This window comes from uncultured Desulfobulbus sp. (assembly GCF_963662935.2).
Classification (GTDB): Bacteria; Desulfobacterota; Desulfobulbia; order Desulfobulbales; family Desulfobulbaceae; genus Desulfobulbus.
In genome coordinates this window covers 534,242-548,964 of sequence record NZ_CAXXTL010000001.1, presented here as the reverse complement: position 1 = coordinate 548,964, position 14,723 = coordinate 534,242, and the positions used below count along the sequence as shown (strand labels likewise).

General features: G+C 53.5%; 12 protein-coding genes and 1 pseudogene. 10 read left to right on the top strand and 3 right to left on the bottom strand.

Features of this window, described 5'->3' with window-relative positions; genetic code table 11:
- Positions 1–25: 25 nt before the first annotated feature.
- Together ACHZCX_RS02375 and ACHZCX_RS02370 are read right to left on the bottom strand one after the other, a co-directional pair.
- Complete coding sequence (locus tag ACHZCX_RS02375; protein ID WP_319585635.1) at positions 26–706, bottom strand: DUF6691 family protein; 681 nt, start codon at positions 704–706, stop codon at positions 26–28.
- Positions 699–1,232: a YeeE/YedE thiosulfate transporter family protein gene (locus ACHZCX_RS02370; RefSeq protein ID WP_319585634.1), complete on the bottom strand. Its 534-nt coding sequence runs from the start codon at positions 1,230–1,232 to the stop codon at positions 699–701. Before ACHZCX_RS02370 ends, ACHZCX_RS02375 begins: the two co-directional genes overlap by 8 nt.
- A gap of 108 nt (positions 1,233–1,340) precedes the next feature.
- On the opposite strand from ACHZCX_RS02370, the gene ACHZCX_RS02365 reads away from it, so the two are divergent.
- Positions 1,341–1,811 (top strand): DUF2127 domain-containing protein, encoded by a 471-nt coding sequence (locus ACHZCX_RS02365; RefSeq protein WP_319585633.1) that lies wholly within the window; start codon positions 1,341–1,343, stop codon positions 1,809–1,811.
- A 180-nt stretch (positions 1,812–1,991) separates the two neighbouring features.
- On the opposite strand, the gene tnpA is transcribed toward ACHZCX_RS02365, so the two are convergent.
- On the bottom strand, positions 1,992–2,423 hold the full coding sequence (gene tnpA / locus ACHZCX_RS02360) for an IS200/IS605 family transposase (protein WP_319585594.1): 432 nt from the start codon (positions 2,421–2,423) through the stop codon (positions 1,992–1,994).
- Between the two features lie 165 nt (positions 2,424–2,588).
- Between tnpA and ACHZCX_RS02355 the strand changes: the two genes are divergently transcribed.
- The 9 genes and pseudogenes from ACHZCX_RS02355 (at position 2,589) to ACHZCX_RS02315 (ending at position 14,699) form a co-directional block, all read left to right on the top strand.
- Entirely contained in the window at positions 2,589–3,725 is a 1,137-nt protein-coding gene (locus ACHZCX_RS02355; protein WP_319585632.1) for a potassium channel family protein, read from the top strand.
- A gap of 1,042 nt (positions 3,726–4,767) precedes the next feature.
- Complete coding sequence (locus tag ACHZCX_RS02350; RefSeq protein WP_319585631.1) at positions 4,768–5,670, top strand: pirin family protein; 903 nt, start codon at positions 4,768–4,770, stop codon at positions 5,668–5,670.
- A gap of 271 nt (positions 5,671–5,941) precedes the next feature.
- Entirely contained in the window at positions 5,942–9,013 is a 3,072-nt protein-coding gene (fdnG, locus tag ACHZCX_RS02345) for a formate dehydrogenase-N subunit alpha (protein WP_319585630.1), read from the top strand.
- 11 nt (positions 9,014–9,024) lie between these two features.
- Positions 9,025–9,897, top strand: coding sequence for a formate dehydrogenase subunit beta (gene fdxH, locus ACHZCX_RS02340; protein ID WP_319585629.1), 873 nt, complete (start codon positions 9,025–9,027; stop codon positions 9,895–9,897).
- Positions 9,894–10,523 (top strand): formate dehydrogenase subunit gamma, encoded by a 630-nt coding sequence (locus ACHZCX_RS02335; RefSeq protein ID WP_319585628.1) that lies wholly within the window; start codon positions 9,894–9,896, stop codon positions 10,521–10,523. The genes fdxH and ACHZCX_RS02335 overlap by 4 nt, the downstream gene beginning before the upstream one ends.
- 99 nt (positions 10,524–10,622) lie before the next feature.
- Positions 10,623–11,529: pseudogene (fdhE, locus tag ACHZCX_RS02330) on the top strand (formate dehydrogenase accessory protein FdhE).
- 504 nt (positions 11,530–12,033) lie between these two features.
- Positions 12,034–12,855, top strand: a complete 822-nt coding sequence (locus ACHZCX_RS02325; RefSeq protein WP_319585626.1) for a protein phosphatase 2C domain-containing protein — start codon at positions 12,034–12,036, stop codon at positions 12,853–12,855.
- On the top strand, positions 12,852–13,004 hold the full coding sequence (locus ACHZCX_RS02320; protein WP_319585625.1) for a hypothetical protein: 153 nt from the start codon (positions 12,852–12,854) through the stop codon (positions 13,002–13,004). The genes ACHZCX_RS02325 and ACHZCX_RS02320 overlap by 4 nt, the downstream gene beginning before the upstream one ends.
- An 84-nt stretch (positions 13,005–13,088) precedes the next feature.
- Complete coding sequence (locus ACHZCX_RS02315; protein WP_319585624.1) at positions 13,089–14,699, top strand: serine/threonine-protein kinase; 1,611 nt, start codon at positions 13,089–13,091, stop codon at positions 14,697–14,699.
- Positions 14,700–14,723 lie beyond the last annotated feature (24 nt).

Here is a 14,723-nt window from a genome sequence, read left to right as displayed (position 1 = left end):
TTAATCAGTTTCTGTCGACCACTCTTCAGTTGGAGACTGGCATCAAAATATATAAGCAGCTCGCCAGCGCCACAAAAACCAAACTGAAGATTATCAAGAATGGTGAACCCAAATAGGATCCCCGGCCGGTACGAACCTTCTCAGCCCACTCGGAAAGCCAGAATGAGGCTACCGCGACCAACGTAAAGACAAGGATGAACCAATTACGCGACATGCCCACAGTGTCATAGGCCATTTGAACCCCTTGATCTCCAGCGTCGTACAATGATCGGATCGAAGGGAATATTTCATTGAACAGAATGCTTCCACCAATAGCGCCAACCAGGAAGACGAGTGCGTCGATCCTACCTGCTGCAAGACCTGCTGCAGCTGTACCAGGACACCAACCGCCCATGGCAAATCCGAAACCGAAAAGCAGGCCGCCAACGATTTGCGCACCGTAAATAGTCGGCATGAGAAAAATTTGATCAAGTTGTATCCATCCAAAAACCAACAGGTAAGAGAGCCCCAGCATCGCAGTGATGATCGCGGTGAACATCACCTTTACAACAGCCATATCTGTAAAATAGAAAACACCGGCCAAACGGCGTGAGCTGCTGAAACCAGCCCGTTCAAGTGCATAGCCGAACCCTAAGCCGATGAGTAGTGCGAGGAAAAAGGCCCTGGAGGTGCCGAGGGTATCGAGGTTGTAGAGAGTGTTAATCATTCCATTGCCCCCTGAATAACCAAGCGGTGGCGTAACCGCTGACAAAGATGCACAATAGAAACACAAAACTTCCAGTGAGAAGCAAGGCGCCGCCTGTGAGTCCTTGACCAGAAGTGCATCCTCGGGCAAGACGGCTTGCGAAGCCAACGATCACGCCTCCCGCAAGGGCGTACAAGAGTCTGATGCTTATGGAAGCAGCGGCACCTCGTTCGACCTGGAAGCTCACACGTTTATTAAGAAACGCTGAGAACAAAGCTCCCACAAAGGTACCGACAAACATGAACACTAGATAGTAGCTCAACGGCTTGTCCCCCCAGTTGCCGAAATACTCGCTACCAAGCGTGTGAGGTGCTGAAACGTGTAGGGAGAGCCAAGCACCAATGCGCGCGATGCCTCCTGATGCGCCCAATCCTACGCCAAGAATCAAGAATGAAGCCAAGAGAACCAACCCCAGCAAGATCCCTGTGAGATAAGGGTTCGCATAGGGCCCTGGCCTTTCATGAAGATTGAAACTATCTGGAATCATTAATAATATCCTTTTGTTTTTGGTACGTTATTCTTTTTTCCACGTTACACTTTGCAATGATGCTATGTTTGATTAAATAATCACTTTTATGAGGAATATAAGCTAATAGTGACTTCACTACATTTACGAAAAAGTATTCACACTGTCGCAATCTTTGAGGCGGTCAAAGGAGCTTTGGTTTTAGCGGTTGGTTTTGGACTCCTCCGGCTCTTACATAAAGATGCTCATAAAATTGCCTACGAATTCATTTTAAAAGTACATTTGCACCCTACGCAAAAGTATCCGACTGTATTTATCGATTTGGCAGATAATATAACTGACCAAAAATTATGGTTTTTTGGTTGTTTGGCTTTGATCTATGCGGCCTTTCGTTTTGTTGAAGGGTATGGCTTATGGAAAGAGAGGGTGTGGGCGGAATGGCTAGCCGTAGTGAGCGGAACGATCTATTTTCCGTTTGAAATTTACGAAATATACCTCAAGGTCTCGTTCGTGAGGATTTTTGCACTCGTTGCAAACTTAATTGTGGTTGGCATTGTCGCATATGTTTTGATTCAAAAAAGAAAAAATAATCCTTTGTAATCCTGACAAACTCCACCTACCCTTTTTGATAAAGAATCGAACATATTGCTTGCGGCAGGCAGTGAACCTCTGAAACGATGCACTAGTCAGTGACCACCGGCAAAGCCGGTGGCTTGAAAGATTGTGAACCGCTCAAAGCGGTATATTCAACAGATTCTCTGACCACCATTCGGTGGTCGACTATCTGAATAGTTGCAGTTGCTCGACGCGATGGTCTTCTTGTTCTTGCTCGCGGATGTAAGCCCGCACAACCTCTTCATCGGCACCGACAGTTGAAACAAAATAGCCCCGTGCCCAAAAACTCATGCCGCTATAGTTCTTCCGTTGGCCAAGGTAGGTCCGCGCTATATGGATCGCGCTTTTTCCTTTCATATACCCAACCATCTGCGATACCGCATATTTCGGCGGTATCGAAATCAGCATGTGCACATGATCGGATTGCAAATGCCCTTCCAACACCCGGCTCTCCTTCTGCCGGGCAAGGTCATGGAACACATCTCCAAGATTCTTGCGAAGTTGACCGTAAAGCATCTTCCGACGGCATTTCGGTATCCACACTACATGGAACTTGCAATCCCATTTCGTGTGGCTTAAACATTGTAAGTTGTTCATGAAGCCTCCTTTCTCGTGACTTTGAGCGGTCCACGTGAGAGGAGGCTTCTTTATTATGCCGGAACCGTCAAACTTTTGTTGTCCCCCGGCAAAGCCGGGGGTTTACCTAACGGAAATTATTTTCACCCGTCCCCACAGGGGATACCGTACCCAACGGAGGTTCGCATGAAATTCGTTCCAATCGTAATTGGCATTATTTTAATTGTCATGGTCCTTTGGGAGGGATTCGAGACTATCATTCTACCACGCAGGGTGACTCGCCGCTTCCGCCTAACCAGGCTATTCTACAGGAATAGCTGGTACTCTTGGGTAAGGATAGTGAATGCCCTGATTCCTCTGCAACAACGAGAAACATGGTTGAGCTACTTTGGTCCGCTCTCGCTTTTGGTACTTCTTAGCATTTGGGCAGTCGTCCTGGTCAGCGGCTTTGCCCTCATCCACTGGGCCCTGGGCTCCGCAGTGCTGACCATGGACGGGCAAGCCGGCTTTATCACTGACCTCTACCTAAGCGGCAGCACTTTTTTTACCCTTGGCCTGGGAGACGTACTTCCCCATTCCTCTTTAACGCGCTTGCTAGTGGTCGTCGAATCAGGAATGGGATTCGCCTTTCTCGCTTTAATAATTGGCTATCTACCTGCCCTAAATCAAACATTCGCTAGTCGCGAGGTAAGTATCTCGCTTCTCGATGCCCGTGCCGGTTCACCTCCCACTGCTTCAGAAATGCTCAGCCGGCACAGTTACGAACGAGGGAGAGAGGCACTTCGGCAGCTCATGTACGAATGGGAACACTGGTCGGCGGAATTGCTAGAAGGACATCTATCCTATCCGGTCCTCGCCTATTTCCGTTCCCAGCATGACAATCAGTCGTGGCTTGCAGCGTTGACTGCGATTTTAGACACCTGTGCATTAATAATGGTCGGATTAGAAGGGGCCTGTGAACGTCAGGCAGAACTCACTTTTGCCATGGCCCGCCATGCCATTGTTGATCTTTCGTTGGTGTTTCTGACCTGTCCGGTTGAACCGAATCCTGAGCGACTGCCTCCTGATAAATTGGCAGAATTACGATTTCTCCTGACCAGCAAAGGGCAGAAACTAAAGGAGGGGGAGGCGGCCGACCGTAAACTGCTTGAATTACGCCTACTTTACGAGCCATACATATATGCGCTGGCCATCTATTTTCAGCTTAGCCTTCCACCTTGGATTGCGGAAAATAACTGGGGCGACAATTGGCAAGGGAGTTTCTGGGAACGACCCGAAAATGGTGATGTTTCGACGAGTAAATGCAAAAATATACATTTTTAATCAAGTTACTCTGCATCAGAAACAAGAAATGGACCCTGAGCTATTTGAAGAAGAGAGGCCTTTGAACAATACCTTCCAATTGGAATGTAATTCCACAGTGCTCCGCTGCCGGAGAACGCCACGTTAGCCAGGAGCCCACTGCGTGCGATGAATCATCCGTTATTTCAGAAACTTTTGTCAATGCAGGAAGACGACCAGCGGCTCCTGTGAGAACTCATGGACGCAGGCGAGTTACGAGAAGAGGAATACCATCCTTGCATGCGGGCCGTGCACGAGCGGAACAATGCTCGAATCAAGGTGATCGTGGACGAATATGGTAGGCCTGATGTCAGTCTGGTCGCCCCAAAAGGGGTCAAGGCTGCATGGCTGATTGTTCAACGTACACGGTCTTGGATACCGAGTTCATGGAAAGAGCCTTTCCAGTGCTGAAAGAAGCAGTAAAGGATTGTAAAGCCGAAGGCAGGTGCCGGGCGTACCTTCAAGGCAGAGCGCCAAGTATGTCACAAGAGATACCCTAATTTTCATCATCGGAGATCACCCCCCCTGTGCAGCTCACAGGCGAAAGGGAACCCTGGTCAGTGCCCATACATATCATCAGCCGCAATCTCCATTTACTGAACCCGTTCCGCAAACGGAGATATACGGTCGGCTTGTTTCCCTTGAAACAGCCGCCGAATGCGGGGAAGGAGACATTTTATCCGAAATTTTTTAGCGATTTCAGATACCTATCCACGACACCTTTGAGCATTACCTTGCCAGCAGTTACCGCAATAAAACAGCAGGCTGGAATAAATCAGTCAATCACTTTAACTGGCGCTAGTACAACATCATGGCCCTATGCGGCTTTTGACATCGACCGTATTGATTGAAATGTCTTGAGGGACGGTTAAGCTTTTCGAGCGTCTCAGTTTACAATTTGGTGTATGATATTATCAGGTTCGAGTTGATTATGAGAGCGAATAAAGGATAATTATAATCAAAGTTACCTGCTGAACTACGGTGATGCTTACTTTTGAAAACATATGATTACGGAGGAGCAATTATGACTGTTCGTCGTATAGCCAAGATATTCAAGAGCCAGCCCACCGTCGAGGGCGCAGGAGTTCATCTCAAGCGTGCCTTCGGTTATTCCCAAATACCCCAGTTCGACCCATTTTTAATGCTGGATGACTTCCATACCAGTAATCCCAAAGAATACTTGCCGGGTTTCCCTTGGCACCCGCACCGCGGCATTGAAACCATCACTTATATTCTTGAGGGAATGGTGGAACATGGGGACAGCATGGGCAATGCAGGAATTATTAGCGCAGGGGATGTGCAGTGGATGACCGCCGGCAGTGGTATTATCCACCAAGAGATGCCCCAAGAAAGCCCCACCGGTACCATGTGGGGCTTTCAGTTTTGGGCCAACCTGCCCGCCAGCCATAAAATGATTGCCCCCCGTTACCAAGAGGTCAAAGCTGCCGAGATCCCAGAGGTTGCCCTGGTGAACGGTGTCAAAATCAAAGTGGTTGCTGGCGTAGTGAGCGGTGTAAAAGGCCCGGTTCGGGATATTATCATCGAACCAGAAATGCTCGACATCATTGTGCCACCGGGGACTGTGTTCACCCATACATTACCCGTCAACCACACTGCTTTTGTTTACGTGCTGGACGGCGAAGGGTACTTCGATGATCGTCGCGATGCATATTCCTTTGAGGTGGTGGGCCATGGTTGGTCCGACTTGGAGCGTCGATGTATCTGTGAACATGAGACCGTGGTACTGTATGAGCAGACCGGAAACACTATGCAAGTGACGACCATGGACAAACCCGTCCGTTTCCTGTTTGTTTCAGGAAAACCTCTTCACGAGCCCGTAGCTTGGTATGGGCCGATAGTGATGAACACTCAAGACGAGCTGCGCGTTGCTTTCGAGGAATATAATAACGGTACATTCATCAAATGATTTTATCTGTTATCATGAATTCTATGTCTCTATTTAAAGGACATCTTCTTTCTTTATATCATTCATTTTTTCTTATGGAATGAGCTATTGTCGTGTGTTTAAAAAAAATTCACACTTTGAATGTTGACGGAAATTGACGCAACTCAATTATTTGGCAATTGAAATAATGTTCCTAATATCAATTCACTGAAAGAAAAGGCAACACACGCTCGAACAAGAATAATTTATTATCGAAAAAAGTCAACGAGCTACCAACAAGGAGGATGACGAGATGCACTACAATCGACGGCAGTTCTTCAAAGTCTGTGCAGCTACTGTAGGCGGTTCCAGTTTGGCTAAACTGGGCTTTTCCCCAACCAATGCCTTGGCCGAAGTCCGCGAGTTCAAGTTGACCCGTTCCACCGAAACCCGCAATACCTGCCCGTATTGTTCGGTTGGGTGCGGTCTCCTCATGTATAGCCTGGGCGACGCCTCAAAAAATGCCCCGGCCGAGATCATCCATATCGAGGGCGATCCGGATCATCCAGTAAACCGCGGCACTCTCTGCCCCAAAGGGGCTGGCCTGCTCGATTTTGTCCACAGCCCTAATCGGCTCAAATATCCAGAATACCGCGCCCCCGGCAGCAAGCAGTGGCAGCGTATCACTTGGGATGAGGCTTTCAGCCGGATCGCCACCTTGATGAAAGACGATCGAGATACAAATTTTATCGCTAAAAATGACAAGGAACAAACCGTCAACCGCTGGCTGACTACCGGTTTTCTCGCCGCCTCCGCCTCCAGCAACGAAACAGGCTACCTGACGCATAAAGTAGTTCGCAGCATGGGGATGCTCGCCTTCGACAATCAAGCCCGGGTCTGACACGGACCAACGGTGGCAAGTCTTGCCCCGACGTTTGGCCGTGGCGCCATGACCAACCACTGGGTCGACATCAAGAACGCCGACCTCATCCTAATTATGGGCGGCAACGCCGCCGAGGCCCATCCCTGCGGGTTCAAATGGGTGACCGAAGCAAAGGCCCACCGCAAGGCCAAGTTGATAGTGGTGGACCCCCGCTTCACACGTTCGGCCGCAGTTTCTGATTTCTACACCCCGGTCCGCGCTGGCACCGACATTGCCTTCCTCGGCGGCGTGATCAACTATCTGTTAAGCAACGATCAAATCAATCACGAATACGTCAAGCATTACACTGATTTCAGCTTTCTGGTGAAGGAGGAATTCGGCTTTGTTGACGGCTTGTTCACCGGCTACAATGCCGAGATAAGGACCTACGCCAAATCAAGCTGGGGCTATCAGATTGGCACGGACGGCTATGTGGTCACCGATCCGACCCTGGCAAATCCACGTTGCGTTTATCAGTTGATGAAGGCGCATTATGCGCGCTACACCCCGGAAATGGTCTCCTCCATCTGCGGCACGCCCAAAGACGATTTCCTCAAAGTCTGCGAGATGATTGCCGGCACCGCCGCCCCCAACAAGGCCATGACCATCATGTACGCTCTGGGTTGGACCCAGCATTCGCAGGGCTCCCAGATGATCCGCACCGGGGCCATGGTACAACTGCTGCTCGGCAACATTGGCGTTGCCGGCGGCGGCATGAACGCCCTGCGCGGTCACTCCAACATCCAGGGACTGACCGATCTTGGCCTGCTGTCCAATCTGCTGCCGGGATATATGTCGCTGGCCGGGGATGCGGAGCAAGACTATCAGACCTATATCAATGCGCGGGCCTACAAACCGATGCGGCCTGGCCAGATGAGCTATTGGCAAAACTATGGCAAATTTTTCGTCAGCACGATGAAGGCTTGGTACGGCGATGCTGCCACGACTGAGAATAACTGGTGCTACGACTGGTTGCCCAAGCTTGACAAGGGCTACGATATCCTCCAGGTGTTCGAGAATATGCACCAGGGCAAGGTCAACGGGTATATCTGCCAGGGATTCAATCCGTTGGCTTCTGCTCCGTGTAAAATTAAAATATCCGGCGCCCTGACCAAGCTCAAGTATCTGGTGATCATCGATCCCCTAGCCACCGAGACCTCGGAATTCTGGCAGAATCACGGAGAGTACAACGACGTTGATCCGACCAAAATCCAGACCGAGGTTTTCCGCCTGCCCTCGACCTGTTTTGCTGAAGAAGATGGCTCACTGGTCAATTCGGGACGCTGGCTGCAATGGCACTGGAAAGCCGCCGAGCCGCCAGGGGAGGCCAAGGGGGATCAGGCCATCATGGCCGGTATCTTTCTGAAGCTCCGCGAGATGTATCAAAAAGATGGCGGCGCCTTCCCCGATCCCATCCTCAACCTGACCTGGAAGCATCGCCAGCCGGAGGATCCGTCGCCCGAAGAGCTGGCCAGGGAATTTTCGGGGTCAGCCTTGAAGGATCTAGTCGACCCTAAGGATGCAACGAAGGTCCTGCTCAAGGCCGGCCAGCAGTTGAACGGCTTTGCCGAGCTGCGCGACGACGGCTCCACCGCTTGCGGCTGCTGGATCTTTTCTGGCTGCTGGTCGGAAAAGGGCAATCTGATGGCACGGCGCGACAACAGCGACCCCTTCGGCATCGGCCAGACCCTGAACTGGGCCTTTGCCTGGCCGGCCAACCGGCGAATTCTCTACAACCGCGCCTCCTGTGACCTCACCGGCAAGCCTTTTGATCCCAAGCGGAAGCTGATCGCCTGGAATGGAGCCACAGGTACCTGGTCAGGTTCCGACATCCCGGATTTCAACGCCGCCTCACCGCCGGAAAACGGCATGGGGCCGTTTATCATGAATCCGGAAGGAGTGGCACGCTTCTTTGCTGTCGACAAGATGGCGGAAGGCCCTTTCCCCGAACATTACGAACCCTTTGAGTCGCCCCTGGCCGCCAACCCGCTCCACCCGAAAAACGACAAGGCGCGGGCCAATCCGGCTGCACGGGTCTTCAAGGGCGACTGGGACACCTTCGGCTCAGCCGATCAGTTCCCCCATGTCTGCACGACCTATCGACTGACCGAACATTTCCATTTCTGGACCAAACATGCGGCCTTGGATGCCATTCTCCAGCCGGAACAGTTTGTCGAGATCGGCGAGGACCTGGCTCGAGAAAAAGGCATCAAGGCCGGCGACAGCGTACGGGTCAGATCCAAGCGCGGCTTCATCGTCGCCGTGGCCGTGGTCACCAAGCGGATCCGCACCCTGGATATAGCGGGCAAGAAGGTGCATACCGTCGGCGTTCCGATCCACTGGGGCTTCATGGGGGTGGCCAAGAACGGTTATATCACCAACTCCCTGACCCCTTTTGTCGGCGACGCCAACACCCAGACGCCGGAATTCAAGTCGTTCCTCGTGAACATTGACAAGGTGTAAGGAGGCGAACCATGACCCTGCAATCGCTCGATATTAGACGACGTTCCGCCACCACCACGCCCTCACCCAACGCCCGGACCACCCTGGAAGTGGCCAAACTGATCGACATCTCCAAGTGTATCGGCTGCAAGGCCTGCCAGGTGGCCTGCATGGAATGGAATGACCTCCGCGACGCCGTTGGCAATAACCACGGGGTCTATGACAACCCGGCTGATCTTTCCGATCAAAGCTGGACGGTGATGCGCTTTGCCGAGGTCGAACCTACCCCCGGGCGGCTCGAATGGCTGATCCGCAAGGATGGGTGCATGCACTGTGCCGATCCGGGCTGCTTGAAATCGTGCCCCGCCCCCGGCGCAATCATTCAATACAGCAACGGCATTGTCGACTTTCACGAGGAAGCCTGTGTTGGCTGCGGCTATTGCATCATCGGCTGCCCGTTCAACATCCCCCGCCTGTCCAAGAAGGACGGCAAGGCCTATAAGTGTACGCTCTGTTCCGACCGGGTGGCGGTGAACCTGGAGCCGGCCTGCGCCAAGACCTGTCCCACCGGGGCAATCACCTTCGGCTCCAAGGAGGACATGCTCCAGCATGCCACCGGCCGAATTGCTGATTTGAAGGAACGCGGCTACCAGCAGGCTGGCCTGTACAACCCACCCGGCGTAGGCGGCACCCATGTGATGTATGTGCTCCAGCATGCCGACCGGCCCGAGCTGTATCAGGGACTGCCGAAAGATCCGGGCATCAGCCCGCTTGTCGCCCTGTGGAAAGAGATCGCCAAAACCCTGATGAATATCGGTTTAGGCGCCGCCATTGTCGGCGGAGTCTTCCACTACCTGACTCAGGGACCCAACGAGGTCACAGAGGAAAAGGAGGAAACGCTATGAGCAAACAGACTCTCATTCAGCGGCACACCGCCAGCGAACGGCTCAACCATTGGATGGTGGCCATCACCTTTATTCTCGCCGGCCTTTCCGGGCTCGGTTTCTTCCATCCCCTCTTCTTCTGGCTGACCAGCCTGTTCGGCGGCGGCACCTGGGCGCGTATCCTCCATCCCTTCTTTGGGGCGGCCATGTCCTTTTTCTTTCTCATCTGGGTGGCCAGGGTATGGAAAGACAATCGGATCACCGCTGTCGACTGGCAATGGGGAAAACACATGGGGGAGATCCTGCGGAACAGAACGGAAAATTTGCCCCCGCTCGGCAAATACAACCTCGGCCAGAAACTCCTAACCAGGACCCTGCTGCTATCCGTTCTGCTGCTGCTGGTCTCCGGTATTCTCATCTGGCAACCGTGGTTCGCACCCGAGTTTTCCGTTAACCTGCGCCGAAACGCGGTGGTGGTACATGCCTTTTCCGCCTTTGTCGCATTGACCTGTTTCATTGTCCATGTCTACGCAGCCTACTGGACGCGTGGTTCGATCCGCGCCATGACCCGTGGAACCGTCACGGCTGCCTGGGCCAGGCATCATTGTGCGGCCTGGTATAAGGAGATGGTCGAAAAAAAACAGTAACCTTGATGGGTTGGGCGAAGCGCTTGCCTGCGCCTCGATTGGCATGGGGAAGCGTTTCGCGAAATGCTCTGAACAATCATCTCTGCAACCGGATACACGATGATCACACCCCCCATTTTACAACCCGGCCAGCTTGAGATCGCTGCCGGTGCACTTCCTGAATTGCTTCTCCCGCCGGCTCATCTGTTCGCCGACCGTGCCCGAAGGTTGCACCAACTGGCTGAAGGGCACAGTCTGTCCGATTATCTCTTGTTTTTGGGGCGATTGGCAGAATGGCAGCAGACCGAGTTGGACCGCCATCCGGAGATTTCTGTTCCTGATCCCCACTTACTGGATCAATGCCGCGAACACGCCAACCCGCCGCTGGTCCCGGCGGGTTGGCCTCGGCAGCCCCGGTGGCACGAGGCTGCCCGCAGGGCCATTGATGCCGTCACTCAAGAGATTCCGCTCAAAGGCAGACAAGCGCTCTCACTCCTTCTCAAGGCCGACAGTGGATGGCTGGAAACGCAGGCCGATGCTTTGCTGCAAGGAAACATGGCGCAACTTGACCTGGCGGCCGCTCCCCTCATTAGTGCAGCCCTACAGGTACAATGGACCTATCTGGTACGGCAACTCCAACCGAACCAGATAGGTCGGCCGGAACGCCCAGATCTCTGCCCTGTCTGCGGCAGCCCACCGGTGGCTTCGATCATCCACACGGCGGGTTCGACAAGGGGACTGCGCTATTTGCACTGTGCACTGTGCGGATCGGAATGGCATGTCGTACGCGTCAAGTGCAGCCGATGCGCTAACACCAAGGGAATCGAATATTTTGGCCTAGAGGGCGCGAATGGGGAGGTGCGGGCTGAGGCCTGCCCATCTGAAGATTTTTTCACAGGAAAAAGATGCCAGCATCGATCCAGTCGCCGATGACATTGCCACTTTGGCTCTGGATCTACTCATGAGCGAAAAACATTATGCCAAAAGCAGCATCAACTTGTTCATGATCCCAGGCGAAGAAATCTAAATATTTTGGGCTGCAGGTATAAGGATGGATGTGGTCACTTAAATAACCACAAAAACAACGCTGCGGTTTGCCTATGAAGCAGGTCCCTGCGGGTATGCCATCTACCACTCTTTGACAAAACGGGGTCTCGACTGTACCGTGGTTGCCCCATTAAAAATTCCCCCTAGAAGTGTTTATCGAATCAAAATTGACAGTCGCAATGCCCTCAACCTGCCACAGTTACACCGTTCGGGGAAACTGACGGCGGTGTATGTTCCGTCTGCGGAAGATGAAGCCATGCGCGACCTGACCCGTGGCAGGGAAGAGGCGGTCAAAGCTCTTTAAAGATTTTTGAACCGCAACTGATCCAGAATAATTTGTATATTTATTTTAATATCGTTACAATGAAAAAGTCTTATGATATCGGCATGGAACCCATCAACTTTAGCAAGCGAGTTCCGCCCGCCCCCTGACCCTCTTCTTCAGGGTAAGCGTTGACTGTCTCCTTTACCCTAGCAGAGAACCATGGACGACGACCGCACCCAGCAGATCACTCTCAGCGTGCCGCCGGGCACCCCTCCCCATGAAAAACGCTCCCTTGGCAGCCATTTCGAATACCTTTCCGCCAGCCTCAGCCATGTCGGCTGCGTACGCACCTTGAACGAAGATGCCTGCCTGGAACTGGCCGACCGGCAACTCTGGGTGGTGGCCGACGGTATGGGAGGTCACATGGCCGGCGATGTGGCCAGCCGTACCGTAATCGATTATGCCAGGGTTGTGCCCTTTGACCCGATTTTCAGCCTCTTTGTTGAGCAGGTTGAAAATCAGCTGATAGGCGCCCACAAAGCGCTGGTGGATGCAGGCAGGACAACCGGCAAGATCTCTGGCAGCACGGTGGTCGCCTTTCTTGCCCATGGCCGCCAGGGCCTGGTGATGTGGGCCGGCGACAGCCGCCTCTACCTTTTCCGTCAGGGCAATCTCTTCCAGGTCAGCCGGGACCACAGCTTTGTCGAGGAGTTGCTGACAATGGGCGGGATCACGCCAGAGGAGGCCCGCTCGCATCCCAGGGCCAATGTGATTACCCGGGCCGTGGGCGCTGGCGAGGAACTGGTGCTCGACCTCGATATTTTCGAGCTTCAGCATGGCGACCTGCTGCTGCTGTGCAGCGACGGCCTGTACAAGGAGTTGGAGGATCGGGAAATCGGCGTGCTCATGGCACGTTCCGACTCCCCTGCCCGGATCGCCCAGGATCTAATTGGGACCTGCCTGGAGCGGCGGGCCCGGGACAATGTCACTGTGGTGGTCGTGCGGGTGGCCAGCCCAGCATCAACAAAGGAGAATCAATGAACAGAGAACTGCGGGCCCTCTGTCAGGCCTATGCCAATGGCCAAATCAGCTGGCAGCTCTACCGGAAAATGCGCCGTGACCTGATCGATGAAATCATCAGGGCAGAAAAGAACCCGCCGCAACCGAAGACCGGATTCTTCGGGCAATAGTCGCGGCAGTCCCGGCAGAAAAAGATCAGTTCGCTGCCGGAAGAACGGCCGGAGAGAGCACGCCTACCCTGAGACAGTCAACCGATGCAAACCACTAACCCACCAACACAGTACGGACGTTACCAGATCCTCGGCGAATTGGGTCGCGGCAACATGGGGGTGGTCTACAAGGCTCATGATCCTCAGATCCACCGCACCATTGCCCTGAAGGCGCTCCGCGAGGACCGGGTCACCTCCAGCGAATTTGTCCGGCGTTTTCTCAAAGAAGCGATGGCGGTCGGTCGGCTGTCCCATCCCGGCATTGTCACCGTCTATGACGTGGGCCAGGACCATGGCACCGTCTACATCGCCATGGAATTTCTCCAGGGGACGCCGCTTGATGAGCTGATGGCCACCCGGCAGTTCACCCTGGCGGAGATCGTCAGCATTGGTATCCAAACTGCCCAAGCCTTGCAGTATGCTCATCAGCACGGGATCATTCACCGCGATATCAAGCCGCCCAACATCATCTACAGTCCGGAAGGCGCCATCCGGGTCACAGATTTTGGCATTGCCCGGGTCGAGGATCCAGACGGCCAGACCATGACCCAAATTGGCGAGATCCTCGGCACCCCGCGCTATATGTCGCCGGAACAGGTCATGGGGCAAGAGCTGGATGGCCGCTCGGACCTGTACTCGCTGGGGGTGATCCTCTACCAGCTCACCACCGGCAAGCGCCCCTTCCAAGGGGAGACACTGGCGGCGATATTCCGGTCCATCACCCAGGACACGCCGGAGGCGCCGCATGTGCTCGAACCGATGCTGCCGACGGCCTTGTCTGCAGCGATCATGCGACTGCTGGAAAAAGACCCGGCCAACCGCTTTGCCGACGGCAACGCACTGATTGCCGCCCTCAAAGAATGCCTGCCGGCCCCGCCGTCCGGCCCGGCGCCAACAGCTCCGCCACCACCCCAGCCGCCGAAGAGCAGCGCCAAGGGGCTGATCGGGCTAACCGCGGGTCTGCTTCTCATCGGTCTCGCGGGCGGTGGCTATTACGCCTTTCGCCCGCTACCGCAACCATCGGCCCCGCACGAAAAAACTACACTTCCATCAGTGGAAAAAACGACGCCACCGGCAGCCCAGAAGGATTCCCCTCTTGCCAGCCCATCCTCCAGACTAGTAAGCGATCCGGAAACGGTACAGAGCCAACCCCTAGTTCAGACGCAACAGCAAACAACAGCGCATGCAGCCAAGACCGACGCTTCCACTGCAAATGCACCGGCCCGGACCTTGGTATCCACTCAACCCCTCTTCGATCCAAGCGAGCTGATTCGGCAAGGCACATCTTTATCAGCTATTATCAGCGAGATACCTAAGAAAGAAATGGTGCTGAAGAGCGCTCTTGAACTCGTCAAAGTATCACCACGCTATCAGGAAGACCTGACAATAGCTGAAAACACCTACAACAACGCCCGCGAGAACCGGGAAAAGCGAATTGATTCCTATTTGAATGAGATGCAGAATCTAAACCGGACCTTCTCCGCTGAGCAGATAATCAATGCCACTGAGGTGAGCACAGAGCGTTTATCCCAACGCCAGAAAATCTCCCTGGAGCTGGCAAAAGAGCACTTGAAGAGGCTTCGGAATGGTGATAAACTTGACAAAGAAATAATATTAAAAGATTTTTCTCAGCGTTTTGAAAATTTTGTTGACTGAAATAATACAAGCAACTCATTTCAA

Bases quoted from the DNA above. Each gene is read 5' to 3' on its own strand.
- ACHZCX_RS02350 (WP_319585631.1), top strand. From the start codon at position 4,768: ATGACTGTTCGTCGTATAGCCAAGATATTCAAGAGCCAGCCCACCGTC.
- fdxH (WP_319585629.1), top strand. From the start codon at position 9,025: ATGACCCTGCAATCGCTCGATATTAGACGACGTTCCGCCACCACCACG.
- tnpA (WP_319585594.1), bottom strand. From the start codon at position 2,423: ATGAACAACTTACAATGTTTAAGCCACACGAAATGGGATTGCAAGTTC.
- ACHZCX_RS02370 (WP_319585634.1), bottom strand. From the start codon at position 1,232: ATGATTCCAGATAGTTTCAATCTTCATGAAAGGCCAGGGCCCTATGCG.
- ACHZCX_RS02375 (WP_319585635.1), bottom strand. From the start codon at position 706: ATGATTAACACTCTCTACAACCTCGATACCCTCGGCACCTCCAGGGCC.
- ACHZCX_RS02320 (WP_319585625.1), top strand. From the start codon at position 12,852: ATGAACAGAGAACTGCGGGCCCTCTGTCAGGCCTATGCCAATGGCCAA.
- ACHZCX_RS02335 (WP_319585628.1), top strand. From the start codon at position 9,894: ATGAGCAAACAGACTCTCATTCAGCGGCACACCGCCAGCGAACGGCTC.
- ACHZCX_RS02325 (WP_319585626.1), top strand. From the start codon at position 12,034: ATGGACGACGACCGCACCCAGCAGATCACTCTCAGCGTGCCGCCGGGC.
- ACHZCX_RS02315 (WP_319585624.1), top strand. From the start codon at position 13,089: ATGCAAACCACTAACCCACCAACACAGTACGGACGTTACCAGATCCTC.
- ACHZCX_RS02355 (WP_319585632.1), top strand. From the start codon at position 2,589: ATGAAATTCGTTCCAATCGTAATTGGCATTATTTTAATTGTCATGGTC.